A 26327-nucleotide genomic window follows, 5' to 3' on the forward strand; every position below is an offset into this window, starting at 1 on the left:
GGCGACAGGTTCATGGCGGCCAGGCTTCACGGCGGGGTGTTGTTCTTGCGCGAGGGCGCCTTGCGGTCGCTGAGCAGGGCGCTGACCACCAGCGCGATGCCGAGTAGGCAGGCGAACAGGAACAGCACCAGCGCCAGCGCCGGATAGCCCAGAATGCGGTGCGGCGTGTCGACGCGCATCATCACCGCCGAGGCGATGATCAGCGCGGCGGCGATCGCGCCGGTGCTGATCCGGTTGGCGATCTTCTGCAGGCTCTCCATCAGCCGCGATTCCTCCAGCCCGGCCACCGACACCTGCAGCCGGTTCTCGGCCAGCACCGACAGCAGCGCCGACAGCTTGCGCGGCGCGTCGCGCACCAGCCCCTGCAGTTCCAGCGCCTCGGTCGCCAGCCCCGGCGCCGACAGCGAGCGACGCAGGCGACCCAGCATCACGTACTCCAGGTGCGGCCGCACCACGTCCTGGATGTCCAGGTCCGGCGCCAGCGCATGCGCCACCGCCTGCAGATTGAGCAGGGTGCGGCCGAGCAGGCCCAGCTCCGGCGGCGGGCGCAGGCCGCAGGCCACCGCGACCCGCACGACTTCGATGAACAAGGTGCCCTCGGCGAGTTCGGCGCTGGACTGCTGCGCCGCGTAGCGGCCGATCAGGTGGCCGATCTCGCGCCGGTAGCGCACTTCGTCGAAGGCCTCCAGGCGCGTGCCGATGGCGATGGTCTCGGCGGCAGCGTCTTCGCCGCGGCCGTCGACCGCGGCCAGCATCAGCTTCAGCAAGCGGTCGCGGCGTTGCGGCGGCACATGCACGATCATGCCTAGGTCGAGCACCGCCAGGCGCCCGTCGTCGGACAGCAGCACGTTGCCCGGATGCGGATCGGCATGGATCTCGCCGTGCAGGAACACCTGATCCAGGTAGCCGCGCAGCAGCGCCATCGCGAGCGGAGCGAACTCGTGTTCGGTGCGCAGCAGCCCGGACAGGTCGACCACCTTGCGTCCGCGCACCAGGTCCATGGTGATGATGCGCGGCCCGCACAGGCTCCACACCGGTTGCGGCACGTACAGTTCCGGATAGCGCGCCAGGTGCGCGGCGAAGCGTTCCAGGTTGCGCGCCTCGGCGCAGTAGTCCAGCTCGGTGTACAGCCCGCGCCGGAACTCGTCGAGCCAGTCGGCGAAGTGCATGCGCCGCCCGGTCGCGGTGACCCGGTCGGCGGTGTAGGCGAGGCGGGCGAGGATGTCCAGGTCGGTGCCGATCACCGTCTCGATCCCGGGCCGTTGCAGCTTGACCGCGACCTCGCGGCCGTCGCGCAGAGTCGCGCGGTGCACCTGGGCCAGCGAGGCGCGCCCGATCGGTTCCGGGTCGAAGCGCATGAAGGCCTTGGTCAAGCGCACCCGCAAGCGCTCTTCGACCAGTTCGCGCACCTGCTCGAACGGGATCTGCTCGGTGACCCGGTCCTGCATCCGTTCCAGCGCGCGATGCAGGTCTTCGGGCAGCAGGTCGGGGCGGGTCGACAAGGCCTGGCCGAGCTTGATGAAAGCCGGCCCCAGCGATTCCAGATCGTGGACGAAGGCTTCGCCGTCGCGGCGTTCGCCGGCGGTCTGCGCTTGCGCATGCTCGGGCAGGCCGCGCCCGGCGGCGACGTCGAACTCGGAGAACGCGCCGATGTGGCGGTACTTGGCGACGAAGGCCAGCACCCGCGCCGTGCGCAGGGCCGGGTTGTCGCCGCGGTCGAGCCGGTCGAGCAGGGCCGCGGCCATGGCTCAGCCGCCGCGCAGCTGATGTTCGACCGCTTCGACCGAGGCGCCGAGCGCGACCATGCGCAGGCGTCGTGCGTCGAGGCCGAAGGCCTGCCTGCAACAGCGTAGTTCGTGTTCCAGTTCCAGGCCGATGCGGCTGCGGGCGCCACGCTGGTTCGGGTCGTCGCTCATGGCGATAGCTCCTGATCGGTCAGTGCAAGGTCGGCCGCGGCACCGGCGGCCCCAGGCGGCTGTCGAGGGTGAAGCGGATGCGCGCGCCGACGTAGTCGTATTCGTCGCGCCCGGCGTGGGCCAGCACGGCCTCGATGGCGCGGCCGAATTCGCGTTCCAGGGTCTGCGCATCGGGCGGCGATTCGATCCAGCCGGCGACGATCCGGTCGAGCTTGTCCAGGGCGAGTTCGAGCGCGTCGTTCATGAGAGCCTCCGAGGCGGTGGACGAGCGGCGGTGCTGTCACTGCATGCGGGCGGGTCGCAATGGGGCGTGCTATCGCAAGCGAAGCAAGGCGCGTGCCAGCGCCGTGCGATGGTGCTGGCCGGCCGGAACGGAAAACGTCCGCAGGAGACGCGCGCCGCGCCTGCGGGGTGCGACTCGGGCCCATCGGCCGGGCACCGCCGCCGGTCGCATGGGCGGCGAAGAACGCGTCATCGCCCGGAACGCCGGCGTTAAGCCGGACCCACCGGTGGTGCCCGCCGAGGCCGGCGATCGGGCATTTTCACCGTCGGCTCTCGGTCGCCGGCTTTGCGATCTGCGGAAATATTTTCGCGACAAGCACAATTTTCGCCGCGATTCCGGCGGCTCGCGGCGGCGCGCTGGGCGCGCTCAGCGGGCCTGACTGGGGCGATGGAACAGGCTGAAGACGCCGAGCGCGACGATCGCGCCGATCAGGCACAACGCCAGTCCGGCCACGCTGAGGTCGCCGCGGTCGAGTTGGCCGATGCCCAACAGCCGTCCGGCGCAGCCCCCGGCGATCGCGCCCGCGACCCCGACGGCGATGTGCTGAGCGGCGTTCTGCGGTGCCGCGCTGCGCATGACCAGACTGGCGACCCAACCGATCAGGGCGCCTACCGCGAGCCAAACGAGGATGCCGATCATTCCGCGTCTCCTCTCGATGCCGGCGAAATCGGCCGCCGGAAGGCCGTATGTCGCGATGCCACAGTGGACATGCCGCTGTCACGGGCGCGTCCTTTTTGCGCCGTTGCGGCGCGCGATCGAACAATCTGCGGATGGCCGCACATTCGCTGTGTGCGAAGGCTCCTGTCCGGCCGCTCCGCCGCGCCGCGATGGGGCTGGCTTGGGGCTTGCGCCAGGACGCTTGCCCGCTCCATCGCTGGTACGAACGGGAAAACGGCGCCAAGGCGGGCAGGGCGGAACGTTTTTCGGTCGTTTTTCGCCCCGGACCTTCGTTACAGCGGCCGCAAAGGCAGCAATTCCAGCCTGAAGCTCCGGGCATCGACGCGCAGATTCTGCCGGCCCGCGCAACAGTTCCTGCATACCCGTGGCGCGCCGCCGGCGCGCGCGCGACGAAGGCGCACTCGCGGACTTGGCACGCGACTTGCGGCATTCCCAGCGTTTCCCGCGTTGCGGCGCCGTCGCGCGCCGATCCGCCAGCGGCCGGTCCGCCCGGGCGCCCGCCGGGATCCCATTCCCCTGCTTATTGCGCCTTCCGGAGCGAGCATGAACGAATCCAGCGCCATCAAACCGCAGCCGCCGCAATCGCAGGACGAGCGGCCGGGACAGCAGACCCAGATGGTTCCGCAGCCGGAGACGATACGCGACAGCTACCGCGGTTCGCAGCGGCTGCTAGACAAGGTGGCGATCATCACCGGCGGCGACAGCGGCATCGGCCGCGCAGTCGCGGTGCACTTCGCACGCGAAGGCGCCGACGTGACCATCGCCTATCTGAACGAGGAACACGACGCCAAGGAAACCGAGCGGCTGGTGCGCAAGGAGGGCCGGCAATGCCTGCGCATCGCTGGCGACGTCGGCGACCCGGAGCACTGCCGCGAGATCGTGCGCCGCACCGTCGAGGCCTACGGCCGCATCGACGTGCTGGTCAACAACGCCGCCGAGCAACACAAGGTCGAAGAGCCCGAGCAACTGACCCCGGCGCAGATCGAGCGGACCTTCCGTACCAACGTGTTCGCGTACTTCTTCATGGCGACCGCGGCGCTGCCGCACCTGCCGCGCGGCGCCAGCATCGTCAACACCGGCTCGGTCACCGGCGTGCGCGGCCACGAGCAGTTGATCGATTACGCCGCGACCAAGGGCGCGATCCACGCGCTGACCTTTTCGCTGGCCCAGGCCGTGGCCGAGCGCGGGGTGCGGGTGAATGCGGTCGCGCCGGGCCCGGTGTGGACGCCGCTGATCCCGGCCAGCTTCGACGCGCAGGAAGTGGCGAAGTTCGGCGCCAACACCTTGCTCAAGCGTCCCGGCCAGCCGTCCGAGATCGCCCCGGCCTACGTGTTCCTGGCCTGCGAGGAAGCCTCCTTCATTACCGGCCAGACCATCCACATCAACGGCGGAGGACACATCAGTGCGTAAGCAGCAGCGCGAGACCAGCGATCCCGTGGGAACCGGCGAGCTGAAGGCCGTGGCCGAAGAGGCGTTGCGGCTGGGCACGCGGGCCCTGGAAAAGGGCCGCGAGTGGTTCCACGAGATGACCGACAACTTCACCGACAGGAGCGACGACATGAGACACCAAGGCGAGCGCAATCGCGGCGAACGCGGCCGCGACCCATACGGGCGCGAGGCGCAGCACCAAGGGCCTGAGATGGGCCATCGCTCGCGCCAGTCCGCCTCGCGCGGCGACTACGAAGACGGCGACGAGTACGCCGCCGGCCCGAGCACCGGCTCGTCCGGGCGCGACTGGGACGAGTTGAGCACCCGCGGCGCCGACCGCTACGGCCATGAGCGCGGCGGCGGCTACAAGTCCGATCACGGCCGACCCGAGCGCGGCCGCGAGTACGGCCATGCCAGCGGTCCCGACTACGGCCGCCAGGAGCCCTCGCGCCAGGCCTACGGGCAGAACTACGGCCAGGATTACGGTCAGGATTACGGTCAGGACTACGGCCGCGGCTGGCGCGACGACCGCGGCCAGGACCAGGCCCGTTCCGGTCGTTCGCACCCAGGCGAACGCAGCCTGTACGGCGCCCACGGCCCCGACGTCGAACGCGACTATTACGACAGCGGCTGGCGCGCCAGCGGCTTCGACGAACGCAGCCAGACCGTGGGCTGGGAAGACGACCGCGGCGACGCCCCCGGCACCTCGCGCGGCTCGCGCTTCGGCGGCAGCAGCGGCGGCTACTCGCGCTTCGGGCCCGGCTACGGCGGCGAAAGCGCCGGCCGCGGCGGCCGCGAAGGCCTGTACGACCACAGCGAACGCCGCCCGCAGCAAACCCGCGGCGGCGGCGAAGACCGCGGCTATAGCGAACGCGGCTACGGTCAAGGCTACGGCCGCTCCTCCGGCTACGCCGACCGCAGCGGCTTCTCGTCCTCGGCCTACGGCACCGGCTTCGAAGCCAACGCCGGCGCCTACCGCGAACAGGGCCTGGCCAGCCAACGCGGCCGCGGCCCCAGCCGCTACACCCGCTCCGACGAGCGCATCACCGAAGACCTCAACGAACGCCTGACCGAAGACGACCTGCTCGACGCCAGCGACATCGACGTACGCTGCGAAGGCGGCCGCATCGTGCTCGAAGGCGAAGTCGACCAACGCTGGATGAAACACCGCGCCGAAGACATCGCCGACGCCTGCAGCGGGGTCAAGGATGTCGACAACCGCATTCGCGTCCGCGGCGGCGACCGCTCGGGTTCCGGCTATGGCGGCCGGCAGAACGAAGCCGGTGGCGGCCAGCAGGCGGGGCAAGGGCAGGGCAGCCAGGGCAGCCAGACACAAGGGCAGGCGACCCAACGCCCTGCCAGCGCCGGCCAGCCGCGCACCGGCACCTTGCCGGGAACCTCGGCGCCGCCGCCGAGCGGCGCCGGCACCACCAGCGCTGGTACGACCGGGAGCGGGACTACGGGCAATCAGGGCGGAGGGGCGCAGACCCACTGATCGCAATCAAACCGCGGCGGAATGACTCCGCCGCGGTTTGAGTCGTACAGAAGATTTCTAATTCTGGCCGTAGGTTCGAATGCTTCATGGTCTATCAAACTAGATAAACGGAATGCCTGCTGTGCGGATTGATGGACCTGACAAGCGAGATTCTGGGCGGGACGGGCACTTGTGTAGTGCTGTTCGTAGCGCCCGGCAGAATCAAATCTCAATGACGCAGCAGTTGCAGCAGCAACACGTCTCAGTAGGTTTTCTCATGATTGAGTCGTCGCCTGTGGGGGCGATCTTCAGCTCAAAAAGGCGGGCAGGTCGATAAAGTTCGCGACTCTAAGTGCTTGCTGCGACTGCCAAATTTGCGTAGCTTTTAATCTTTTAGTTGTGGACTCGAATCCGCTCTTGTCTGAAAGTCCATTGGGCGTCGACGCAGTCTCGGAGCATGTTGCTGGGAGGGCAGCGATCCGGTGCATCCGTAGAGGTAGGGGCGGCGTAAGGCACGACCACGACCTTGCCGCTGCAATAAGCTGTCGACGAACGTACTCTGAACCGGTTGATCTGCGTCAACTACGGTAGAATCCATTGCGATCAGTCAATTTAAAGTGACATCTATGCGAGCGCAGCCCGCTACGACACTTGTCTACGACAGCTATTGGAAATTTGCGGCCGAGCGGCTTGCAATATACTACCGGCGCTTGTCCAGCCCCCAGGGGCCTTGGACTTTAGACCCGATTCTTCACGAATATCGATTCACTAACGTGTTCCGGGCTTCCGACAGGGTGAGTCAGTATCTTATTCGGGAAGTTCAGTATGGGGAGGGGCGCCCCCAGGAGCCTGCGGAAGTTTATTTCAGAACGCTGTTATTCAAGATTTTCAACCGGATTGATACTTGGAGAGCGCTCGAAGAAAGACTCGGGAGGCTGAGTTGGAAACATACGAGTCTGCAAGCCATCGAAGATGCTCTCGATGAGATGTTGCGATCGGGGCGGAAGATCTACTCCGCGGCATACATCATGCCCTCTCCGAAGTTTGGAAGGGATCGCAAACACTCCAATCACTTGATTTTGCTCGCCAGAATGATGGCTGAAGATATGCCTTTAAGAATGGCTAGGGCGCGATCATTGCGCTCGGTCTATGAGCAATTGCTGCAATATCCTGGCGTTGGGAGTTTCTTGGCATTTCAGTATGCGATAGATCTAAACTATTCGTCTTTGATGGATTTCGACGAGTCAGATTTTGTCGTGGCAGGCCCGGGGGCGCTTGACGGAATCTCTAAGTGTTTTGTGAAGGGGCATTCATTTTCACCGGGCGAAATAATCAATATGATGGTTGATCGACAGTTTGAGGAGTTCAGCCAGAGGGGTCTGAGGTTTGATGGCTTGTTTGGGCGGCCACTGAAGCCCATCGATTGTCAAAATATTTTCTGTGAGATTTCGAAATACGCGAGGGCGGCTTATCCGGAGATGGTTGGTGCTGCCGGGCGAACGCGGATCAAGCAGAAGTATCGAGGCTGTATCGCTGAGGCGATCCCCCTCCCCATGTTTCCGCCAAAATGGAATTTGAATGCGCAGCGATCAGAGCCGCTGTTCATCGAAAAAACTCCCGAGCTAGTTCAGGGTGAGCTCTGTTAGTGGTTATTCGTCGGATAGGGCGAGTGCATTGCATAACCAATGTCTATCAAGCTCAATGACTGTTGTGCGAAATGCAACGGCCTTCTTCCTCCACATGGCGTTGCGAGCTGCACCGGTTGCCCGCACGCTGATCTCGTTGTTGGGTAGTTCAACCAGGCTCAATAAGTCTAATTCGGCGGCGTCAGGTGAGAAAAATCCCAGCGAGGCGAGAACTGCGCGTCTCTTTACATCAATACGCCCAGGTTCGATCTGGTCACTGTCAATGTTGGGGCAAGACTTTGTGCTCGGTTTCTCAAGAAGTGCCGTCCCGAATCCTACAACTCTGCCGGCGATAGGGATGTGCACGTCCGGGCGATAGCTGAGGGACCGGCTATCAAGGTCCACCGTGACAGTGCCTTGGCCCTCCAAGCGCAGTCGGTGGTAGGCCTCGTACCCTTCTGTTATGGCGTCTTCCCATTCCCACGCTCTATTGGCCGACACCTCTAAGCCAGTCACAAGGCTCTGGATAAATTTGAGAAATTTGAACGTAATATCATGTTTATTTGAAAACAGCCTGATGGGCTCTCCAGCCGAGGGTTGATTAGGGGCCGCCAATCGCTCCCCTTCACAATGAATCGCCTTGATGACTGCCTCTTCTACTATCTTTGCTCTGGCGCCGTCTTCTACTTCATCAGTCTTCGAGTTGGCCTTTCTCTTTCGCCCCATGAGGCTACGTACAACAGGAGACCATCCTAGGTGCGCGATGTTTGCTAGGTGCATGACGTCATGAAATCTGTAGCCGTCATCGCTATAGGAATTGTCTGTAAGCTGATCCCCTAATCGTTTTCCTTCGAGATACATTTGAGCTCTGCCCTCGCTGACAGTTACAAAAGCCACCTCAAATTTTCTAGGAAATTGCTGGTCGACTGGGGATTCGCGATCATGAACGATAACGGGGTGGTTTCTGTTTCGACGGTAAGAGACTTTATCTATATTGTGCTGAGCGACTTCGTCAAGATTCAATCCATAGATGCTGGCTAAAGCTGATATATGCCATGCAATCTCGCCAAGGATATTATTGAATGGCCTGTCATTAAGTGATTTATTAAGTTGGCGCTCGATATCTGGCAACAATACCCTGAATAGTTCTGCGCAGAGCCGGTAAAGAACTGCGATGCAAACTTCAACTAGAACTCTTTCTTTAGTGCGGGCTGTCAGGTAGGCAACCGCTTGGTAATCTTGGAAGTTCATGTGCCTCGTGGATCGCCGGAAGGATTCGGCAGCATCAAGAAATGCTTGGCGATTATCGCTTCCGATTACGATTCTGATTTGCTCTGATCTCGAATTATCAGCCGAAAGTTCGGCCTTTAGGTTTTCAATGTCGTGAATGAAGATATTTATCGGTTTTTCGGTATTTGCTACACGGGCCAGGGCGAAGCAGTACCACATAACATCGCCGAGCTCCTCCTTAATTTCTAAGTTCGGCTCGTTCCATGCGCTTATTCCATCTTCCTGTAGTAGCTTTTTCTTGATTGCTGAGGCGACAGAGCCAATCTCAGAGGCTAATCCGTAGATCGCAATTTCCTTGCGCTCTTCTGGGCTTCGGTGTCTGAACTGATCGGTATCTTGAACGAATTTGTCATATTCTGATATTTTCATTGAGGCCTTCCGGTTGGCTGTACTATTTGCTCAGCTCCAATTAATCGGTCGTCCCAAGTTCCCCCTGGGTAACTGATTGAACCATCTCTCTATTGCCCTGATAAAGTTAGGTGAAAATTGCGATCGATAATCTCTCGTGCTGGGGTACAAATCGTCGTTCGCAAAAGACCTCAATTTTTTAGGTATGGGGATTGAGTCTCTGCCAAAGTAAACGAATTCGTAACTTATAAGCACCATTTCAGAGGTCGTTGTGTCGCGATCTAGATTGGCTTGGTTTACGGATCCGTCAGCGTAACTGTGGTGCGACCTCTCTTGCTTCCATTTTTTGCGGGCATTGCGATGGTAGATGTTGTCGCCATAAGCATGTGCTGGGCTGGCGTGGAAATTCGGGCGTTTCACAGCGTAGCTGGGATCATCCCAGTATTCCTGGAATGTAATTTTCTTGCTGACGCGCATGGCGCAAATTAGCTCGCCTGGCCGCTTGTTTGCTTTGCTTCCACAGCCAAATACGAGGTCTCCAATTTTCGCGGCTTTTCGAATCTTCGGTTTGCATGTCGCGAGAGTGCACGCGCCATGGAAAGGGTTGGGTGCAAATCCATAGTCGCGAGTAATCTTGTAGGAATAGACCTGCATAGCTATTGACACTTCTGATGATCAATAACGCGGTCCTTGATGGGTGCGTTGTCTGCTGATTCCCATACGTCTTCACCCTGAATAACGTTGGCCAGCCGAGCGCTGGAAATTCGGATGATCGCGCCAGCAATATCAAATTCCTGGGGATACACTGTCCGAGCCCCACCAACAAGACCTACCATGCGCTTGCCGAGCTGGCCAGCTACACTGGCAGCGCCGTGAATTTCCCCGTCTTGCTCTAGTTCTTCTGGGATAAGGAAGATGCATAGCTCTGCATTGCTAATGCAATTTCTAATCGTCTCAGATACGTCGCTCTCATCGTGGAGCAGTCCTCGGGCGGCTTCAGTGCTCGCTAGCGCCGAGCATACCGCGTAGCCATTCTGCTCCAGCTCTTCCTGAACGCGAGGCAGTTCGTCTTTGTTTGAATTTACATATATTACGCATGCCTTTTTCTGTCGGCTCATGTTGGTCTCTGATTGTTAAGATGCCAGGGCGTTAAAAAGGTTGCATGGTTGCGTTGTTTATGGGCATGGCTTAGAAAGTTCTTCTTCGCGCTATATGCATTTGAGAAGTGGCGTCAGGTGGGGTGATATCGATTTTTAACGCCAGAAAATTTCCTCGATAATTGCTGCGGGTCGGTGCTGGGGCGGCCATCGATTCAGTCCTCATCAGGGCTTTATTTCTAATCCCCTACGTAAAAATGAGCGAGAACAGGCCAATGTACTGCTCCGAGTAACAAGGTGGCTCGGCGGGTTGTGAGCAGGCGGTGTGCCTTTTGCGTTTGCAATTGCTCTCAGTTTCGTGGGTCATCGTCTCATTCAGTGAGGCTCAATCGCGGCAGGCTGGATATGCGTGAGAGCAGGGACGGCAGCGCGCATGACGTGGCTGCTTAGTTCAGCGGTTGCGTAAGCTCCCCCGTCAAGCACAGAGTTCAGAAGTAGAACCTCCGGCGGATCGTTGGCGCGCCTCGGTAGGCGTCTGATTACCCAACGAATCGTGTGGTCGCAGTTCGTTGTATTCGATCATCCACCCGTGCGCGGCCTCGCGGACATCGTCGAGACGGGCGAACAGGTGCGGGTCCAGCACGTCCTCGCGGAAGGTGCGGTTGAAGCGTTCAATGTAGGCGTTCTGGTTTGGCTTGCCGGGCTGGATGTACTGGAGCGCTACGCCGTTGGCCTTGGCCCAAGCCGTGAAAGCCTCGCCCAGGAACTCCGGACCGTTGTCCGAGCGCAGCACCTGCGGCAAGCCGTGATCGCGCTTGAGTTGCTCGAAGACTCGCACCAGGCGGCTGGAATTGATCGACGTGTCGATCTCGATATGCAGCGCCTCGCGGTTGAAGTCGTCGACCACGTTGAATGTCCTGAAACGTCGGCCACAGGTCAGCGCGTCATTCATGAAGTCCATGGACCAGACCATGTCCGGCAGCCGTGGCACGTACAGCGCGGTGCGTTCCCTCTTGGGCAGGCGCTTGCGCGCAGCCCGTCGCAGATTCAGTCGCATCGCTCGGTACACGCGGTAGATCCGTTTGTGGTTCCACTGTGGATGGCTGCGCCGAAGGAACGCGCGGCACTTCCAGAACCCACGGCTGGGCCGCTCTTCGACCAGCCTGGCCAGCGCAGCGATCAACTCTGCGTCGCGCACGGCCCAGTCCAGCGGCGGCCGGTACCACGCCGCCTCCGACAGGCCCACGCAGTTACAGCGACACACCGGCCGCGCGTGCACCTCCACCAGGTATCGCACTGCCTCGCGCTTGCGCACCGGCCCTACAGTTTTTTTGCGATCAAATCCTTCATCGCAGCGTTGTCCAGCGCCAGCTCCGCATACATCCGTTTAAGCCGCGCGTTCTCCGCCTCGAGCTCCTTTACCCGGCGCAGCTCGGAGGCTTCAAGCCCGCCGTACTTGCTCTTCCACTGGTAGTAAGTCGCCACGCTGATGCCAGCCTGGCGACAGACGTCCTTGACCGGCACCCCAACATCTGCCTGCTTGAGGATCGAGACGATCTGCGTCTCGGTGAACTTCGAAGTCTTCATTGGAACCTCCTGGTAGGAACATGCCAGAAAGTTCTACTTTCAACATCTGTGTCAGGCGGGGAAGCTTACGGTTGCATTGGCGTGTCAGTCGTCCGGATATATCGGCAGTTTTGTAGTCGGACAAAGGAGACGCCAGAAGACGCCTGCACATGCTCCAGCCTCCTTTGGCGCTGATCAAAATTTCAGCAATCGTTGCCGACTTGACCGCGTGCTTACGGAAGCCCGTGTTGGCGGCAGGGCGGGCGCTCTCCGGCTTGGTCTGGGGCGGCTAGGCGGAGCGGCCTGTTGCGAGAGTAGAGACGTCAGGGGCGCAGCTGTTGAGTGGATGGGGTAGTTCTAGATCCACGTCAAGAGCGTCGCTTTCAATTCCAGAGCCTCTTCCACTTCGGCCGCACATTCGACCTGGCAAGGAGGCGGCCTGAGGCGCTACTAGCGGCTCAAAGGCGGGGCGGGCTTGATCTATCAAAGCCTGGTCAGTACTGCCCATAGCCCCAACATATAGAGCGCCAGAGCAAAACCCATGAGGAAATCTTGCGCGAACTTCGGAGCAATCCAGGTAATCGCTAGAACAATTCCCCGCCATAAGAGCCATGCCAGCGCGAGGATGAAGGCCCAAACCACGGGAGGGAACAGGCCTAGGGGTCCGAAAAGCGGGGTCAGAGTGACTTTCTGACGCATCTAGAAGAGAGGTGCTCTAACCCAGCGTCCGCCGAGGGTCGCAAGGAGCAAGCGACTCGTGACCTTCATGTTGGGGCATAGTCAAACGACAATGCATGTGCAGCGCGGCGACGCGATTGCTTTAGCTGACATCGAGCAATCTACTGGGCCGAAGCCGCTTTGCGGCTAGGCCTGGATTCGCGCGGGTGTGGACGGATAGCGCGGCCCAGTGATGCTGGAAGTTGAAGGCGCGCTCGGCGTAGTGGGCGCCCCAGGTCTCACCGACTCCAGTGCGTCCAGCAGGGCGACGGCTCGCGCCTTTGCGCGGCGGATCGAGAGAGGCGTGTGGCAGCTCGGGTATAGGCCACACCCCACCGCCTCACTGCGGCGGACCCACCCAAGCCAGCGGATCCAGCATCAGCCAAAAGCCTTCGGCGCCTTTCTCCGCCAGCACCATCTGCGCGCCGAGGTCGCTGGCGCGTTCGCGGAACTCCAGCTCCAGTGCGGTCCAGGCTTCGACTTCGTCGTCGCCGTCGTCGTAGATCTGGCGCACCAGCAAATGCCCCGGCGCTTGCATCCGCCATTCGAATGGCAGCGTTTCCTGGCCGAACGCCGGCGACCAGCTGTGCAGTACGCCGTGGCCGCCGTCGTGGAATTCGATGCGGTCGCCGGTCAGGCCGGCGGCGGTGCCCAGCGCCGATTGCCAGCGCCCGACCGGGCCGCGCAGCAGGATGTGCGATCGATGTTCTGCGTTCATGGCCTGCATTTTGCCGCAATCGGGTCGGTCTCGGAGCGGGGCGGGCCGCTGTCGGCCCGCGCCGTCAGCCGCCGACTTCGATCGGTTTACCTTCCACCACCAACTCGTAGATGGTCTTGGTGATTTCCGAGCCGGCCATGTAGCCGAACGCGCCGGTCGCGAGCGTGCCGACGCCGTACGCGGCCCAGCCCCACGGGCCGGTGGTGTTGACCGGCGCGGCGACGGTCGCGAATGCGCCGCCGGCGGCGGCCGCGCCGGCCCAGCCGCCGGCTACTTCGACCACGGTCTTGACCTTGTCCTCGGCGGTGTAGATCCGGTACGCGTCGGCGGCCACGCCGACCACGATCAGCACCCGTCCGCCGACCCGGAACGCGCCTTCGACCTTGCCGGCCCAGCCCTCGCGCGCGGCCAGGTCGTTGGCCGACTTGAGCACCTCCGGATCGGCCTTCACGCCGTGGTTCTTGATCACGTCGACCAGACCTTGCGCGCCGCCCTGGACGCGTACGTTCTCGGGGCGGCTGGTCAGGGTGAACTCGCCGTTGGCCGAGCGCGAGAACATGCTGTCCTGCAGGCTGACCTTGCCGACGCCGCTCTCGGACTTGGCCACGGTCTCGCCGACTTCGGTCCACATCTGCCGCTCGGCCATCTTGCTGGCGCTGCGGTCGATGGCGTGCTGGTTGCGCTTGGACAGGGGGTCGTCGGGGCCCTTGCCGGCCTTCTCGCGCACCTGCTGCTCGACCGCTTCGGCGGCGGCGGCGTACTTGCGGTCGTAGATCTCCAGCAGTTCGCGCTCGCCGAACTGCAGCGGCGGCTTGCCGCTGGTGTTGGCGACTTCCACCGGCACCACCACGCTCTTGTCGCCGCCTACGCCGACGTGCGGATTGCCTTCGGTGACGAACCACGACACCGGGCCGACCTGGCCCAGTTCGGGACGGAACGGCGGCTTGCCTTCGGAGATGTTGCGCAGCATTTCGGCGGCGACTTCCGGCGTGACTGCGCCGTTGCCGGGCGCGCCGGCGCGGCTGCCGTCGGGCATGAACGGAATGCCGGCGGCGGCGCCGGTCGGCGCGTTCGGATCCAGGCCGGCGCGGTCTTGCGCGGCCAGCAGCTTAAGCAGGCCCGACTGCGCCGAGGTCGGCGCCAGTTCGATCTTGCCGTCGCGGGCGGCCGACAAATCGATGGCCGGGCCCTGTTTTTGCGGATCGCTGGACGGGGCGTGCAGGGTGCCGTCGTCCAGCGCCGGCGCGCGGCGCGCGAACTCGGCGGCGGCCTGCGGCGACAGCCCGGCGTCGGCGGCCATCTGCTGGTAGCCCTTGTCGAGCACGCTACGCGCGCTGTCGCCGGGGGCGACCTCGACGGCGACGCCGTGCTGGGTGCCGATCGGCTTGGCCTGATCCAGGCGCTGCACGGTCTGTACCGCACTGGTCAGGGCGATCTGATCCATCGGCAGCAGGCGCGAGCCGACCGCGTCCTGCAGCTGCTGGCCCTGATCGGGATGCTGGCGCGCGTAGTCGGCGATCGCGTAGGCCATGCCTTCCACATCGGTGTGGCCGCAGTACTGGTGGTCCGTGACGATGCGGTTGGCTTCGGCCAGCACCGCAGCGTCGTAGCTGGAGCCGGTGGTGGGCAGCAGGAAGATCGGCGGAGGCGCGACGGGACGGGTGGGGTCGGTCATGGACGAACGCAGGCGCGAGTGGGGTTTGGCAGAAACCTTAATAGGGGATTGGACGCGCGCAAGCTAGGAACGACCCTAGCGCCGCGGCGACGCCTGCGCGGCCGCGGCTTCGCGCCCAGCCGCGGTCGCGGCTCGGCGCTTTTCACTGTGACGGCGATCACGTCGATGCGTGGCAAATGATACGGCGCCGTGCTTGCGCGGCTGCCGAATAAGGTCGCGACCTGGCTTGGCTTGGCAGCGGTGAGACGGCTGGGCTACACCGGCGAGACATCTTGAATGAAAGGCGCTCTGACCCCGTTTCCGCCTACCGGGAACTATTCGTCGCCTGCACGGCTTCGGAGTCAGGAGCCGCGATGAGTTCCCCCGGCACCTGCGTGTCCCCGCCCATGGGCGACGTCGGCGGCTGCGGCGGTAACGGAGGCAGCGGCTGCTCTATGTGCTCGGGTATTGGATGAGGGCGCGGAAGGATCCGATCGATGACGACGCTGGCGATCTGCTTTCCATCGACGTCGTGGCCGATGATGATCTTGTTCCGGCCTTCCTGCTGCGACCATGCGACGCCCAGCTTGTGCGAACCCACCAGCTCTGGCTGGCTATGCGGCCAGAACCTCTTGGCGAACTCGGAGGCCAATGGCCCCGGCTCGGCCAGTTCGGCGATGAGCAGGCACTCGTCCGGGTAGTAGTCGAGGCAACGCAACTCGACCGCTCTCAAGGGGCGCCCTGCCAACGTGCCGCTCTGGGCTTCGAACGATGTGGACGCACCGTTGTCGCTGGTCTTGATCAGGCGCGTCGACAGCGCTTTGCCGACGTTTGCGGCGTTCCAATGCTCGATGGCCGTCAGGGCGTCGACCCCGCGCTTGAACGTTTCCATCTCGCCTGCCGGGCGCGCGTCGTCGCACCCGCCCAGCCAGAGGGCGAGGCCCACGATCAATGAGCCTCTCAGGCGCGCAGCGGCGACGGACGGTGTAGCGATGCGGGTCATGACAGCTCCTTGTCGGCCCGGGAACGGATTCGCCAATCTATCCGCGGTTCGACTGCCCCAGCAACCCAGCGCGGGGCGCCTGAGCGAAAGCTGGCTGGCTCGGGCGCCTGGAACAAGCTGGTCAGGATCAGCAGCAGGCAGAACAGCGCGATTGCGATTGCGTGCAAGCAGCCCGGCTTTGCGCCAGGCCGGCCGCTCAGTTCCCCGCAGGCGGCTCGGCCAGCAGTGCCGAGCAGCGTCGGCAGGCATCGCGCACCCGGCGCAGATTGTCGCGCACGGCCGGGTCGTCGGCGGCGCCGGCCTCGACCAGGCCGCTCGCGGCGGCGCTGGCCATGGTCACGGTGTTGATCTCGTTGCGTAGCCGGTGCAGCCAGTGCGCGAACTCGGCCGGGTCCGGTCCGGGCCCGTGCTGTGCGTCCGAACCCGGCTTGGGCGCGGCCTCAGACGTCATGGCCGTTCTCGCGCAGGCGCGCCAACTGGTTGTGGATGGTGCGTACGCTGACCCCCAGCGACTGGGCGGTGCGGGTGCGGTCGCCGTCGCAGTGGGCCAGGGTCTTGAGTAGCATTTCCTGTTCGACCTGGGCGTAGGTCATGCCGACCGAGAACGAGACCTGGGTGGCGTCGTGGTGCACCGGTGCCAGCTTTCGGAACCCCGGCGCGATCCGGATCTCGTCGTCTTCGGCGGTCAGGAAGGCGCGCTGCACCGCGCTGCGCAACTCGCGCACGTTGCCGGGCCAGTTGTGCCGCAGCAGCACCCGGTCGGTGCCGGCGGCGAAGCGTTTGCGGGTGCCGTAGCGGGCGTTGAGGCGTTCGAGGAAATTGTCCGCGATCAGCAGGGTGTCCTCGCCGCGGCTGCGCAGCGGCGGCAGGTCCAGGGCGATGTCGGCCAGGCGGTAGAACAGGTCCTCGCGCAAAAGGCCTTCCTCGACGCTGCCTTGCGGGTCGCGATTGGTCGCGGCGACCACGCGTACGTCGATCTCGACCGCCTCGCTGCCACCGACCCGGGTCACCGTGCCGGTTTCGAGCACGCGCAGCAGATAGACCTGCAGCGCCGGCGGCATCTCGGTAATTTCGTCGAGAAACAAGGTGCCGCGGTTGGCCTGCTCGAAATAGCCGCTATGGCGCGCGGCGGCGCCGGTGAAGCTGCCGCGTTCGTGGCCGAACAGATGGCTGGCGAGCAAGTCGGGCGCGATCGCGCCGCAATTGACCGGGACGAAGGCGCCGCTGCGGCCGCTGAACTCGTGGATCGCGCGCGCGACCAGTTCCTTGCCGGTGCCGCTTTCGCCGCTGACCAGCACGGTGGCCTCGGAGGGGGCGATCCGCTCCAGGCTGTCGACCAGCCGGCGCATCGCCGGCGACTGGCCGATCATGCCGCCGCGGGCTTCCTCGCGCGGCTGCGGCGGGCGGGCGCGCGCGGCGGCGTGTGCGAGCAGGGTGGAGAACTGCTCCGGACACAGGGGTTTGACCAGATAGTCCACCACCGGCAGCGACACCGCGCGCGCCGCGCTCTCCACCGAGGGCTGGCCGGTGACGATGGCGATCTGGCCGTGTTCGGGCAGGTCGATGTCGTCGAGCAGGTCGAAGCCGTTGCCGTCCGGCAAGTCCAGGTCGAGCAGCAGCAGATCCACCGCCGGCAGGCGGGCGAAACCGCGCGACTGTTCCAGCGAGTGCGCCATGTAGGGAATGAACCCGCGCGCCCGGGCGAAGTCGGCGGCGGCGGAGGCGAAATCGTGATCGTCGTCGACGATCAACACGGTGGGGCTGGGGGCGGATGCGTTTGCGGCCACGTCCAGTCGTCCGTTATCCGGGGGTCTCACGCTAGCTGAGCGCGAGTTAACGAGGCGTTGGCGGAAAATGATTCCGACGTGATGAAAGAGTTGCTGCAACCGGGCGCCTGCGTCGCGACGGCCGCGCCGCACGCGCGGCGAAGTGAATTCGAGCACGTGTTTAGCGGGGATTCGTTCATCGATCGAAGGCAGGCGCAGTCAGTTTCGTCGATGCGCGCAGCGGCTGCGGCGAGCCTGGCCGCCTGCGCTCGCATCGGTCCTTTCTGAAGCATTCAGCCCCGCACCGCGACCGGCGTCGCCGATCGCGGGCGGTGCGCTGCTGCGCAATCGGCTGGCACGGGAGTTGCGTCATCGCTGGTAGGCGACACGGCCATGCGCTATCGACACGGTCTTCGTCGCCGTCATCCATCCATCACCAGGAGACGCACATGGCTTACTCGGCACACCGCGCTTTTCCGGCTCCGTTCGCTTCCGTTTCCTCCGCGGGTCAGGGCCGCGCTGGCGCGCGAGTGCAGCCGTCATGGTCGTCGGACTATGCGATCGCCGTTGCCACGCATGCGCCGCAGGTTTCCGGCGAAGCGGCTGCGGACGGCGGCCCCGCGTCGATGCAGTCGCTGGACGTCGTCGACATGGAGTCCGAACTGAGCTACTGGCGCAGCCATTACCGCGGCCTCACCCATTGCGAAGGCCTGCGCTACAGCGACCACGAACCGGCGCTCAAGCTCGGCCTGGACGCCTACATGCGCAGCCACGGCCGCTCGATCGACGAGATGGAGCGGGAGCTGCGCGACGGCTACCGCCGCACTCGCGGCGGCGCGCGCCTGGACTGGGACCAGGCCCGCGTCGTGGTCGAGGCGGCGTGGCATCGATTGAACAACCGGGGCGGCGCCGGATGAAGTGGCATGAGGCGTTCGAGCGCGGCGCCAAGGCCGCCGCGCGCTTCACCGGCCACCCGCTGTGCTTCTGCCTGGCGGTCGGCGTGGTCGTGCTGTGGCTGCTCAGCGGGCCGGTGTTCGGCTTCAGCGACACCTGGCAGTTGATCATCAATACCGGCACGACCATCGTGACCTTCCTGATGGTGTTCCTGATCCAGAACTCGCAGAACCGCGACGCCGCCGCGGTGCAGATCAAGCTCGACGAACTGATCCGCGCCACGCTGAAGGCCGAGAACGCCTTGCTCGACCTGGAAGAGCTGGACGAGGACACGCTGGAGCGGTTCCGCCGGCGCTACGAAGCGCTGGCGCAGAAAGCCCGGGCCCGCAGCGGCCGCAGCCAGCGCGACTGTCCCGCCGATGCCGACGACGCCGATGAGGCCGACGACAGCGGTTCCGCACCGGCGCGCGACATGGCTCCACCACGAGTTTCCCCACCACGAGGCGATACGACATGAAGAAGACCCAACCCGAAGCCGCGCAGGTGCGCGAGTTGCTGTTCCAGGCCCTGCAGACCGAGCAGGGCGGGGTGAAGATCTACGAAGCCGCGGTCGACAGCGCGATCAACGACGACCTGCGCAAGGAGTGGAAAGGCTACCTGGACGAAACCCGAACCCACGTGCGGGTGCTGCTGAACGTGTTCAAGGAACTCGGCCTGGACCCGGAACAGACCACGCCGGGGCGCGAGGTAGTCGGCCATATCGGCGAGTCGCTGGTCGCGGCGATCCGCAAGGCGCAACAGGCCGGCGATCCGGCGGCGGCGCAGCTGGTCGCGGCCGAATGCGTGGTCCTGGCCGAAACCAAGGACCATATGAACTGGGAACTGATCGGTCATCTGGTCGAGCACGCCAAGGGCGACGGCCTGGAGGTGCTGAAGACCGCGTTCGAAGCGGTCGAGTCCGACGAGGACCATCATCTCTACCACACCAAGGGCTGGGCGCGGGAACTGTGGATCGAGTCGCTGGGCCTGCCTGCGGTGCTGCCGCCGCCGGAAGAGGTCAAGCAAGTCGAGACCGCGATCGGCGCTGCGCGCGCCGAACAGGCCCGTTCGCGGATGCTGTGAACGCGGCGCATGCCTGCGTCGTTCGGCGGACCCGCGATGCCGGTGCGCGGGTTTCCTGCACGGCGCGATCCGGCCGCGCGCAGCGCCGTCGCCGCATGCGCGGGCCGGCGCCGGGTAAACGCGATGCGGCCCTCGTTCACCCGTCTTGGACGGTCGCGGTCGCACAGTTGGAAGCTCCGCTTCCCGTCACGCATTGCGAGGTGCCGCCATGGCCCGCCCGATCTGGACCGGAACCCTGTCGTTCGGCCTGCTCAACATCCCGGTCAAGCTGATGACCGGCGAGCGCCGGGTCGACCTGCATTTCCGCATGCTCGACAGCCGCAATAAGGCGCCGATCCGCTACGAGCGGGTCAATGAGGAGACCGGCGAGGAAGTGCCGTGGAAGGAGATCGTCAAGGCCTTCGAGTACGACAAGGGCAATTACGTGGTGATCGAGGAGGCCGACATCGCCGCGGCGGCGCCGGACCACAAGGAAACCGTCGATATCGACACCTTCGTCGACGCCGCCGCGATCGGGCCGCAGTTCTACGACAAGCCCTACGTGCTCGAGCCGGGCAAGAAGGCGGAGAAGGGCTATGTGCTGCTGCGCGAAGTGCTGCAGCGCACCGGCAAGGTCGGGGTGGGGCGGGTGGTGATCCGCACCCGCGAGTACCTGGCCGCGGTGATGCCGCACGAGGACGCGCTGCTGCTGATGATCCTGCGCTACGCCCAGGAGATCGTCGACCCGGCCGACTACAAACTGCCCGAGGGCGGGCTGGCGAAGTGGAAGATCTCCTCGCGCGAGGTCGACATGGCCCAGCAGCTGATCGACTCGATGAGCAGCGGCTGGAAGCCGGAGCAGTACAAGGACGACTTCCGCCAGCGCCTGCACAAGGTGATCGAACAGCGGGTCAAGTCCAAGCAGGTGGTGCGCGGCAAGGTCAGCGACGAGAGCAAGTTGCCGGAGAACGCGGCCACCAACGTGATCGACTTCGCCGAGCTGCTCAAGCGCAGCCTGGCCAAGAAGGGCGGGCGCGGCGCCGCCGAGCCGGCCAAGAAGAGCGCCAGGAAAGCGGCCAAGAAGACCGCGACCAAGGCGGCCAAGAAGGGCGCCCGCAAGGTCGCCCGCAAGAGCGCGCGCAAGTCGGCCTGAGGCGCTGCGTGGGACGCTGGCGCAATCGCCGCTGCGACCGCCGCTTCCGATGCGGCTAAGGCTTTGCCGGAAGCCGGCAAAGCCTGCCTGGTGCTTGAGCGCGGCTTAGCGCGGCGGCCCGCGCCGGTCGCGGTCGCGCCCGGCGCGCTCTCCATGCACGCGATCCTCGTGCTCGCCGTCGTCGCGATGCGGCGGGGACTTGCTGCCGATCTTGCGTTCGACCACGTTCAACAGAGTCAGCACGCCCAGGGTCAGCGCGGTCGCGGCCAGCGCCAGCACGTAGTAGTGCAGGCCAGTGCAGGCGCCGATCACCGCGACCATCAACAGCGAGGCGGCGGTGGTGATGCCGGCCACGGCCGGGCCGCTGCGGCGGGCGAAGATGGTGCCGGCGCCGATGAAGGACACGCCGGCCACGACCGCTTCGACCAGGCGCAGCGGGTCGATGTTGACCAGGAACGGCAGCCGGAACCGCGGGTCGGCCGCGACCAGTTGGCCCAGGCCGACCAGCAGCGCCGAGGCGCCGGCGACCAGCATATGGGTGCGGAAGCCGGCCGGCCGGTTCTTGAATTCGCGCTCCAGGCCGATCGCGCCGCCGAGCAGCATGGCGTAGGCGGTGCCGGCGACGACCCAGAGTTGTTCGGTCTGCATGAACGGCCTCCGTTGTCCGGCGCCGCAACGGCCGCGACGCCGACCGATAGATAGCGGCCGCCGCGTGAGCCGGTCGTGACCGCAGGCGCATACGCCATCGTGACGGCGCCTAGACGTAGCCCATACCTATCCCTAACGCCGCGCTGCTGCCGGGTTAACTGCGCCGCGGGTAGCGTCGAATCGAACCAGCAACGGGAGCCAGCCATGTCGCGCGGCGAAAAATCGGCTTACACCGACAAGCAGAAGCGTCAGGCCGAACACATCGAAGCAGGCTATCGCAAGGACGGCGTCTCCAAGAAAGAAGCCGAAGCGCGCGCCTGGGCCACCGTCAACAAGCAGGACGGCGGCGGCAAGAAATCGGGCTCCGGACGCAAAGACCATCACTGAAGCCTGGCGCCGGAATGAAGGCTGCCCGGGCCACGGTCACCTGGACCACGCCCACCTGGACCCGGCCACACCGACAAGACATCGAGATCTCCGATTCGCCAACCCATGCGCCGCCCCTGGTCGCGGCGCCACCGCGAGGACTATCTGCATGAAAGCCATCCGCACCGCGAGTTTCCTGCTCGGCCTGAGCCTGTGCGCCGCGGCCGTCGCCGCGCCGCAATCGGCCGGTACCGCCGCTGCCCAAGACCCGGCCACCACCGCCGCCGGCAACGAGTCGGCGCAGCCGGTCAGCGACACCTGGATCACCACCAAGGTCAAGACCGAACTGTTGGCGACCAAGGGCGTGTCCGGCACCGACATCAGCGTCGAGACGGTCAACGGCGTGGTCAAGCTGTCCGGTCATGTGGCCGGCAAGGCCGAGTCCGACAAGGCGGCCGCGGTCGCGCGCAACGTCGACGGGGTCAAGAGCGTCGACACCAGCGCCCTGGTCGCGGCCAAGAGCGGCAAGTAAGTCAATAGCCGAAGTAACAGTAACCGTTTGGGGGACGGCCGCGGGCGCCGGCGGATCGACGCCGTCCGGCGCCCGTGGGTCTGCGGCCCGTTGCGGCGGCCGTCCTCCTTACCCGCGTATTCGCCGATTCCCAATTCCCGATTCCCGATTCCCGATTCCCGTCCTGATACCCGATTCCATCCGGCCATGACCCAGCTCGCCGACCGCGTCGTCACCGACTCCGCCGATATCGCCCGCCTGACCCGTCTGATCGAGCGTCTGCCGGACGAAGGCCTGGTCGAGCTGGTGCTGGTCGACGGCAGCCGGCGCAGCGGAGTCGTGACAACCCGGCCCAGTCTGCAGACCTTTCTCGATCCCAGCGGCCGCGAAGGCATCAATGCGATCCTGCGCTTCGACGACCTGCGGATCGAGAACCGCAGCTGCTATCTGTGGCTGGACGAGATCCTCGAGATCCGTCCGATCCAGTCCGACCGGCGCGACTTCGCCCGGCCCGCGCCGGGCGAGTGAGGCGCGCCCGGGTCGGCACGCCACGCTCGGCATCGGCCGGCCCCGTCCGGGCGCACCACCAGGAGCACGCCATGGCCACCTGCGATGTCTGCGGCAACCAGTACGACAAGACTTTCACCGTGAACATGGCCGGACAGACCGGCACATTCGATTCGTTCGAGTGCGCGATCCATGCGATGGCGCCGCGCTGTACGCATTGCGACTGCCGCATCGTCGGCCACGGGGTCGAGAACGACGGCCACTTCTATTGCTGCGCGCATTGCGCGAAAAAGTCCGGCGTACGCGGCGTCGAAGACCGGATCTGAGGTCTGCGCGCCGCCGCCATCGCCGCTACGGACGCCGATTCGCCGACCGGGTTCGCGGTTGCGAACGCCGCCCCGGTCACGTCGACGGCGCCGCTGCGACGGCGCGCCGGTGCGAAGCGCGCCGGCGGTCACGCCGCCGTTTCGCGCCGCATTTACGTGGCCGCGCGGATGCTCTGCGCAACGGCCCGCGGGCGGGCCCGACGGAAATCCGCGATGCCGGCGCATGCCGACCGAGACTTGGCCTTCCTGCGCAGCGCCGACCCGGACACCGGTCCCGGCGCGAGCGAAGGGCAGTGCTATCTCTACGTATTGCCCAGCGCCGGCGAGGACCTGCTCAAGCTGGGTTTTTCGCGCGATCCGCTGGGCCGGATGCAGGCGCTGCATCCGCGCTACTACGAGTTCTTCGATCTGGAACGCGGCTGGCTGGCGCAGACCGATACGGTGCGCGAGGCGCGACGGCTGGAACGCGATCTGCACCGCAGCCTGGGCGAGTACAACGCCCCGGCGCCCCTGACGGTGCGCCGCGCCGCGGCCGGCCACGGCGAGTGGTATCGCGGCGCCTACGCCGGCTTGCTCGGCGAGTCCGAGCGCCTGTTGGGCCTCGGCCACACCGTGCATCGTCCGCTGCGCGACTGGGCCGGCGCCGAACTGGCGCGCCAGGGCGAACGCCTCTACGACCGCGGCGAGGCCCTGCTGAGCCAGTTGCAGGGCGAGCCTGGCCTGCTCGACGACCTGGCGCTGGCCGACCTGCGCCGCAACCTGATCGACACCCTGGACGCCTATCCGGCGCTGGCGCTGGCGCTGGAACTGCGCCTGCCCGAGCCTCTGCTGCACTGGTACTACGCCGCGCGTTAGCGGCGCAGGTCACGGCGCGAACGCGCCCCTCACGACTGGAGCCGACCTCATGACCCCACTCGATAAACCGATTCGTCGCGAACTGGAGATCGAAGGCAAGGCCTATACCCTGATCCTGGAGCCGGACGGCTTCAAGCTGGCCGAAAAAGGCCGGCGCAAGGGCCTGGAACTGCGCTGGGCCGACCTGGTCTCCGGCGATGCGGCCCTGGCCGCGGCGCTGCAGGCTTCGCAAGCCGATTGAACGGGAGCGAGAGGCGAGTGCGAAGGAACGAGCAACGAGTGCCAACCGCACTCGTTCCTGGCTTGTTCCTCTCCACTCGTTCCTCTCCGCTCACCCCGGCCGGACCCGAAACGCGAGGCTGATCCGCGCTTCGCTCACGCCGGGCGCCTTGGGTATGCCGTGGTCGTAGTGGCGCTGGGAGGCGTGGCTCATGACCAGCAGGCTGCCGGGTTCCAGCTCGACCTGCCATTGCCGGTGCGGCGGGCGCTTGGCGCGCAGCAGCATGCGCCGGGTCGCGCCCAGCGACAGCACCGCGATAGGCTGGCCGGCGATCAGTTCGTCCAGCTTGTCGTTGTGCAGGGCGACGCTGTCGGCGCCGTCGCGATAGAGATTCAGGCCGACGCTATTGAAGGCCGTCTCGAGCCGTTCGCCGACCCGCTGCGCGGTCTGCGCCAGCAAGGGCGGCAACCGGTCGCGGTCGAGCCGGTAGGAAGCGATGCGCCGCGGCACGTCGACCAGGCGCTCGTACATCATCCGGGTCTGCGCGTTCCAGTCGGCCTGCGCCAGCAGGCTGTCGAACAGCTGCGCGGCCTCGTCCGCGCCGAACACGCCCGGCAGATAACGCACGCCGCCTTCGGCATCGGCGATGAACTGTTGCGGCGTCGGGGCGAACAGCGAGGCCTGGTGCATGGGTCATTCTCGCCGTTCTCCGTCTCAGGCTGCGAGACGCGTCGCCGGCGCTCAGTCGGTGCGGCGTTCCAGCTTGGGCAGGAACCAGGCCAGCAGGCCGATCGCCGGCAGGTAGGCGCACAGCCCGTACACCGCCTCGATGCCGATCCGGTCGGCCAACTGGCCCAGCGCGGCCGCGCCCAGTCCGCCCATGCCGAAGGCGAAGCCGAAGAACAACCCGGCGATGACGCCGGTGCGGCCCGGCACCAGTTCCTGCGCATAGACCAGGATCGCCGAGAACGCCGAGGACAGCACCAGGCCGATGATCACGGTCAGCGCCGTGGTCCAGAACAGGTTCGCGTGCGGCAGCAACAGGGTGAAGGGCAGCACGCCGAGGATCGAAAACCAGATCACGTAGCGGCGGCCGATGCGGTCGCCGATCGGGCCGCCGAGCAGGGTGCCGGCGGCGACCGCGCCGAGGAAGACGAACAGATGCAGTTGCGCGTCGCGCGCGGCCAGGTGGAACTTCTCCATCAGGTAGAAGGTGTAGTAGCTCGACAGGCTGGCCATGTAGAAGTACTTGGAGAAGATCAGCACGCCCAGCACCAACATGGTCGCGACGACGGTCCGCCGCGGCAGCGGCGCCGCGTTCGCCGCGCGGCCGCGTTGCTGGCGCTGGGCCGGGATCTGCGCGCGGTACCAGACGCCGATCCGGCTCAGGATGACGATCGCGGTCAGCGCCGCCAGCGCGAACCAGCCGACGCTGCCCTGGCCGTGCGGCATGACGATGTACGCCGCCAGCAGCGGCCCCAGCGCCGAGCCGACGTTGCCGCCGACCTGGAACAGCGATTGGGCCAGGCCATGGCGGCCGCCGGAGGCCATCCGCGCCACCCGCGAGGATTCCGGGTGGAACACCGACGAGCCCGAGCCGACCAGGGCCGCGGCCAGCAACAGCATCGGGAAGCTCGACGCCCGCGACAGCAGCAACAGGCCGACCAGGGTGAAGCCCATGCCGATCGCCAGCGAGTACGGCATCGGCCGTTTGTCGGTGTAGATGCCGACCAGCGGCTGCAGCAGCGAAGCGGTGAGCTGGAAGGTCAGGGTGATCAGGCCGATCTGGCCGAAGTCGAGCGCGAAAGCGTCCTTGAGCAGCGGATAGATCGCCGGCAGCAAGGACTGGATCATGTCGTTGAGCAGGTGGCAGACGCTGAGCATCGCCAGGATCGGCAAGGCGATCCGCGCCGGCTCGGTAGCGGCGGGTTGCGCGAACTCCGGCACCGCGGCCGGCTCGATGGCGTCGTTGGACAGGCTGGATTCGTTGCGGGCGGCGTCTAGGGAATTCATGCGGCAGTGCGGGCCGTCGGCCCGTCGCAGGGACGGCTGCGCGGGCGCGGCGGCGCAGGGCCGGCGTGCGTGTCGCGAGGCGTCGGGGGGAGGGAGGTCGTGGCTCAGTAGACGCCCCAGCGACGCTGCCCGCATTATTGTTCAGGTCAACAGTCTTCGAGTTCGGGCCA

29 protein-coding genes are annotated in these 26327 nt (G+C 65.3%); 14 read left to right on the top strand and 15 right to left on the bottom strand.

Going from position 1 to position 26327, the window contains the following annotated elements:
* Positions 1-26: 26 nt before the first annotated feature.
* From K4L06_RS17685 to K4L06_RS17700, 4 genes are all read right to left on the bottom strand, one after another.
* Positions 27-1745, bottom strand: coding sequence for an AarF/UbiB family protein (locus tag K4L06_RS17685; RefSeq protein WP_221672642.1), 1719 nt, complete (start codon positions 1743-1745; stop codon positions 27-29).
* A 3-nt stretch (positions 1746-1748) separates the two neighbouring features.
* Positions 1749-1916 (bottom strand): hypothetical protein, encoded by a 168-nt coding sequence (locus K4L06_RS17690; protein ID WP_221672643.1) that lies wholly within the window; start codon positions 1914-1916, stop codon positions 1749-1751.
* Positions 1917-1935: 19 nt separating this feature from the next.
* Positions 1936-2160, bottom strand: coding sequence for a hypothetical protein (locus K4L06_RS17695; protein WP_221672644.1), 225 nt, complete (start codon positions 2158-2160; stop codon positions 1936-1938).
* A gap of 405 nt (positions 2161-2565) precedes the next feature.
* Entirely contained in the window at positions 2566-2838 is a 273-nt protein-coding gene (locus K4L06_RS17700; protein ID WP_221672645.1) for a GlsB/YeaQ/YmgE family stress response membrane protein, read from the bottom strand.
* 582 nt (positions 2839-3420) lie between these two features.
* On the opposite strand from K4L06_RS17700, the gene K4L06_RS17705 reads away from it, so the two are divergent.
* From K4L06_RS17705 to K4L06_RS17715, 3 genes are all read left to right on the top strand, one after another.
* Positions 3421-4287, top strand: coding sequence for an SDR family oxidoreductase (locus K4L06_RS17705; RefSeq protein WP_221672646.1), 867 nt, complete (start codon positions 3421-3423; stop codon positions 4285-4287).
* Positions 4280-5800, top strand: coding sequence for a BON domain-containing protein (locus K4L06_RS17710; protein ID WP_221672647.1), 1521 nt, complete (start codon positions 4280-4282; stop codon positions 5798-5800). Before K4L06_RS17705 ends, K4L06_RS17710 begins: the two co-directional genes overlap by 8 nt.
* Positions 5801-6405: 605 nt before the next feature.
* Positions 6406-7425, top strand: a complete 1020-nt coding sequence (locus K4L06_RS17715) for a nucleotide kinase domain-containing protein (protein WP_221672648.1) — start codon at positions 6406-6408, stop codon at positions 7423-7425.
* A gap of 3 nt (positions 7426-7428) precedes the next feature.
* Here K4L06_RS17715 and K4L06_RS17720 read toward each other — a convergent pair whose 3' ends face one another.
* From K4L06_RS17720 to K4L06_RS17760, 8 genes are all read right to left on the bottom strand, one after another.
* Positions 7429-9063 (bottom strand): MazG nucleotide pyrophosphohydrolase domain-containing protein, encoded by a 1635-nt coding sequence (locus K4L06_RS17720; protein WP_221672649.1) that lies wholly within the window; start codon positions 9061-9063, stop codon positions 7429-7431.
* 635 nt (positions 9064-9698) lie between these two features.
* Positions 9699-10160, bottom strand: a complete 462-nt coding sequence (locus K4L06_RS17730) for a hypothetical protein (RefSeq protein WP_221672651.1) — start codon at positions 10158-10160, stop codon at positions 9699-9701.
* A gap of 454 nt (positions 10161-10614) precedes the next feature.
* Positions 10615-11726, bottom strand: a protein-coding gene (locus tag K4L06_RS17735) for an IS3 family transposase (protein ID WP_221672652.1) whose coding sequence is annotated in 2 segments (ribosomal slippage) — positions 10615-11474 and positions 11474-11726 — 1113 coding nt in all. Because the reading frame shifts where the segments join, the coding sequence is not laid out codon by codon here.
* A 1036-nt stretch (positions 11727-12762) separates the two neighbouring features.
* Positions 12763-13140, bottom strand: a complete 378-nt coding sequence (locus K4L06_RS17740) for a hypothetical protein (protein WP_221672653.1) — start codon at positions 13138-13140, stop codon at positions 12763-12765.
* Positions 13141-13204: 64 nt separating this feature from the next.
* Complete coding sequence (locus tag K4L06_RS17745) at positions 13205-14815, bottom strand: hypothetical protein (protein ID WP_221672654.1); 1611 nt, start codon at positions 14813-14815, stop codon at positions 13205-13207.
* A 304-nt stretch (positions 14816-15119) separates the two neighbouring features.
* Complete coding sequence (locus tag K4L06_RS17750; protein WP_221672655.1) at positions 15120-15797, bottom strand: hypothetical protein; 678 nt, start codon at positions 15795-15797, stop codon at positions 15120-15122.
* Between the two features lie 196 nt (positions 15798-15993).
* Positions 15994-16248, bottom strand: coding sequence for a hypothetical protein (locus tag K4L06_RS17755; protein ID WP_221672656.1), 255 nt, complete (start codon positions 16246-16248; stop codon positions 15994-15996).
* The gene (locus tag K4L06_RS17760) at positions 16238-17584 is read right to left on the bottom strand and encodes a sigma-54 dependent transcriptional regulator (RefSeq protein ID WP_221672657.1); all 1347 of its coding nucleotides are present in this window, start codon (positions 17582-17584) and stop codon (positions 16238-16240) included. The genes K4L06_RS17755 and K4L06_RS17760 overlap by 11 nt, the downstream gene beginning before the upstream one ends.
* A gap of 81 nt (positions 17585-17665) precedes the next feature.
* Here K4L06_RS17760 and K4L06_RS17765 point away from each other — a divergent pair, with 81 nt between their 5' ends.
* From K4L06_RS17765 to K4L06_RS17785, 5 genes are all read left to right on the top strand, one after another.
* Positions 17666-17851 (top strand): hypothetical protein, encoded by a 186-nt coding sequence (locus K4L06_RS17765; RefSeq protein ID WP_221672658.1) that lies wholly within the window; start codon positions 17666-17668, stop codon positions 17849-17851.
* 338 nt (positions 17852-18189) lie between these two features.
* Positions 18190-18480: a hypothetical protein gene (locus K4L06_RS17770; RefSeq protein ID WP_221672659.1), complete on the top strand. Its 291-nt coding sequence runs from the start codon at positions 18190-18192 to the stop codon at positions 18478-18480.
* Positions 18477-18974, top strand: a complete 498-nt coding sequence (locus tag K4L06_RS17775; protein ID WP_221672660.1) for a low affinity iron permease family protein — start codon at positions 18477-18479, stop codon at positions 18972-18974. The genes K4L06_RS17770 and K4L06_RS17775 overlap by 4 nt, the downstream gene beginning before the upstream one ends.
* Positions 18971-19579, top strand: coding sequence for a hypothetical protein (locus tag K4L06_RS17780; RefSeq protein ID WP_221672661.1), 609 nt, complete (start codon positions 18971-18973; stop codon positions 19577-19579). Before K4L06_RS17775 ends, K4L06_RS17780 begins: the two co-directional genes overlap by 4 nt.
* 208 nt (positions 19580-19787) lie before the next feature.
* Entirely contained in the window at positions 19788-20711 is a 924-nt protein-coding gene (locus tag K4L06_RS17785) for a Ku protein (protein ID WP_221672662.1), read from the top strand.
* A 105-nt stretch (positions 20712-20816) separates the two neighbouring features.
* Here K4L06_RS17785 and K4L06_RS17790 read toward each other — a convergent pair whose 3' ends face one another.
* The gene (locus K4L06_RS17790) at positions 20817-21359 is read right to left on the bottom strand and encodes an MgtC/SapB family protein (RefSeq protein ID WP_221672663.1); all 543 of its coding nucleotides are present in this window, start codon (positions 21357-21359) and stop codon (positions 20817-20819) included.
* Between the two features lie 204 nt (positions 21360-21563).
* Here K4L06_RS17790 and K4L06_RS17795 point away from each other — a divergent pair, with 204 nt between their 5' ends.
* From K4L06_RS17795 to K4L06_RS17820, 6 genes are all read left to right on the top strand, one after another.
* On the top strand, positions 21564-21746 hold the full coding sequence (locus K4L06_RS17795) for a hypothetical protein (protein WP_221672664.1): 183 nt from the start codon (positions 21564-21566) through the stop codon (positions 21744-21746).
* A gap of 148 nt (positions 21747-21894) precedes the next feature.
* Positions 21895-22257, top strand: a complete 363-nt coding sequence (locus tag K4L06_RS17800; protein ID WP_221672665.1) for a BON domain-containing protein — start codon at positions 21895-21897, stop codon at positions 22255-22257.
* A gap of 186 nt (positions 22258-22443) precedes the next feature.
* Positions 22444-22764 carry a DUF3247 family protein gene (locus K4L06_RS17805; RefSeq protein ID WP_221672666.1) on the top strand — a complete coding sequence of 107 codons (321 nt, stop codon included), beginning with the start codon at positions 22444-22446 and terminating at the stop codon, positions 22762-22764.
* 71 nt (positions 22765-22835) lie between these two features.
* Positions 22836-23069 carry a hypothetical protein gene (locus tag K4L06_RS17810; RefSeq protein ID WP_221672667.1) on the top strand — a complete coding sequence of 78 codons (234 nt, stop codon included), beginning with the start codon at positions 22836-22838 and terminating at the stop codon, positions 23067-23069.
* 213 nt (positions 23070-23282) lie between these two features.
* Complete coding sequence (locus K4L06_RS17815; protein ID WP_221672668.1) at positions 23283-23924, top strand: GIY-YIG nuclease family protein; 642 nt, start codon at positions 23283-23285, stop codon at positions 23922-23924.
* A 49-nt stretch (positions 23925-23973) separates the two neighbouring features.
* Positions 23974-24165 (top strand): hypothetical protein, encoded by a 192-nt coding sequence (locus K4L06_RS17820; RefSeq protein WP_064750196.1) that lies wholly within the window; start codon positions 23974-23976, stop codon positions 24163-24165.
* A 90-nt stretch (positions 24166-24255) separates the two neighbouring features.
* Here the strand turns inward: K4L06_RS17820 and K4L06_RS17825 are convergent, their stop codons facing one another.
* Together K4L06_RS17825 and K4L06_RS17830 are read right to left on the bottom strand one after the other, a co-directional pair.
* Entirely contained in the window at positions 24256-24834 is a 579-nt protein-coding gene (locus tag K4L06_RS17825) for an alpha-ketoglutarate-dependent dioxygenase AlkB (RefSeq protein WP_221672669.1), read from the bottom strand.
* Positions 24835-24885: 51 nt separating this feature from the next.
* Positions 24886-26157 (bottom strand): MFS transporter, encoded by a 1272-nt coding sequence (locus tag K4L06_RS17830; protein ID WP_221672670.1) that lies wholly within the window; start codon positions 26155-26157, stop codon positions 24886-24888.
* Positions 26158-26327: the final 170 nt, after the last annotated feature.

Source organism: Lysobacter sp. BMK333-48F3, assembly GCF_019733395.1.
Taxonomy (GTDB): Bacteria; Pseudomonadota; Gammaproteobacteria; order Xanthomonadales; family Xanthomonadaceae; genus Lysobacter.

Bases quoted from the DNA above. Each gene is read 5' to 3' on its own strand.
- K4L06_RS17805 (WP_221672666.1), top strand. From the start codon at position 22,444: ATGACCCAGCTCGCCGACCGCGTCGTCACCGACTCCGCCGATATCGCC.
- K4L06_RS17720 (WP_221672649.1), bottom strand. From the start codon at position 9,063: ATGAAAATATCAGAATATGACAAATTCGTTCAAGATACCGATCAGTTC.
- K4L06_RS17780 (WP_221672661.1), top strand. From the start codon at position 18,971: ATGAAGAAGACCCAACCCGAAGCCGCGCAGGTGCGCGAGTTGCTGTTC.
- K4L06_RS17800 (WP_221672665.1), top strand. From the start codon at position 21,895: ATGAAAGCCATCCGCACCGCGAGTTTCCTGCTCGGCCTGAGCCTGTGC.
- K4L06_RS17810 (WP_221672667.1), top strand. From the start codon at position 22,836: ATGGCCACCTGCGATGTCTGCGGCAACCAGTACGACAAGACTTTCACC.
- K4L06_RS17705 (WP_221672646.1), top strand. From the start codon at position 3,421: ATGAACGAATCCAGCGCCATCAAACCGCAGCCGCCGCAATCGCAGGAC.
- K4L06_RS17700 (WP_221672645.1), bottom strand. From the start codon at position 2,838: ATGATCGGCATCCTCGTTTGGCTCGCGGTAGGCGCCCTGATCGGTTGG.
- K4L06_RS17695 (WP_221672644.1), bottom strand. From the start codon at position 2,160: ATGAACGACGCGCTCGAACTCGCCCTGGACAAGCTCGACCGGATCGTC.
- K4L06_RS17815 (WP_221672668.1), top strand. From the start codon at position 23,283: ATGCCGGCGCATGCCGACCGAGACTTGGCCTTCCTGCGCAGCGCCGAC.
- K4L06_RS17685 (WP_221672642.1), bottom strand. From the start codon at position 1,745: ATGGCCGCGGCCCTGCTCGACCGGCTCGACCGCGGCGACAACCCGGCC.
- K4L06_RS17785 (WP_221672662.1), top strand. From the start codon at position 19,788: ATGGCCCGCCCGATCTGGACCGGAACCCTGTCGTTCGGCCTGCTCAAC.
- K4L06_RS17775 (WP_221672660.1), top strand. From the start codon at position 18,477: ATGAAGTGGCATGAGGCGTTCGAGCGCGGCGCCAAGGCCGCCGCGCGC.
- K4L06_RS17790 (WP_221672663.1), bottom strand. From the start codon at position 21,359: ATGCAGACCGAACAACTCTGGGTCGTCGCCGGCACCGCCTACGCCATG.
- K4L06_RS17745 (WP_221672654.1), bottom strand. From the start codon at position 14,815: ATGACCGACCCCACCCGTCCCGTCGCGCCTCCGCCGATCTTCCTGCTG.
- K4L06_RS17795 (WP_221672664.1), top strand. From the start codon at position 21,564: ATGTCGCGCGGCGAAAAATCGGCTTACACCGACAAGCAGAAGCGTCAG.
- K4L06_RS17690 (WP_221672643.1), bottom strand. From the start codon at position 1,916: ATGAGCGACGACCCGAACCAGCGTGGCGCCCGCAGCCGCATCGGCCTG.
- K4L06_RS17715 (WP_221672648.1), top strand. From the start codon at position 6,406: ATGCGAGCGCAGCCCGCTACGACACTTGTCTACGACAGCTATTGGAAA.
- K4L06_RS17820 (WP_064750196.1), top strand. From the start codon at position 23,974: ATGACCCCACTCGATAAACCGATTCGTCGCGAACTGGAGATCGAAGGC.
- K4L06_RS17750 (WP_221672655.1), bottom strand. From the start codon at position 15,797: ATGACCCGCATCGCTACACCGTCCGTCGCCGCTGCGCGCCTGAGAGGC.
- K4L06_RS17755 (WP_221672656.1), bottom strand. From the start codon at position 16,248: ATGACGTCTGAGGCCGCGCCCAAGCCGGGTTCGGACGCACAGCACGGG.
- K4L06_RS17730 (WP_221672651.1), bottom strand. From the start codon at position 10,160: ATGAGCCGACAGAAAAAGGCATGCGTAATATATGTAAATTCAAACAAA.
- K4L06_RS17765 (WP_221672658.1), top strand. From the start codon at position 17,666: ATGAAAGAGTTGCTGCAACCGGGCGCCTGCGTCGCGACGGCCGCGCCG.
- K4L06_RS17830 (WP_221672670.1), bottom strand. From the start codon at position 26,157: ATGAATTCCCTAGACGCCGCCCGCAACGAATCCAGCCTGTCCAACGAC.
- K4L06_RS17740 (WP_221672653.1), bottom strand. From the start codon at position 13,140: ATGAACGCAGAACATCGATCGCACATCCTGCTGCGCGGCCCGGTCGGG.
- K4L06_RS17825 (WP_221672669.1), bottom strand. From the start codon at position 24,834: ATGCACCAGGCCTCGCTGTTCGCCCCGACGCCGCAACAGTTCATCGCC.
- K4L06_RS17770 (WP_221672659.1), top strand. From the start codon at position 18,190: ATGCAGTCGCTGGACGTCGTCGACATGGAGTCCGAACTGAGCTACTGG.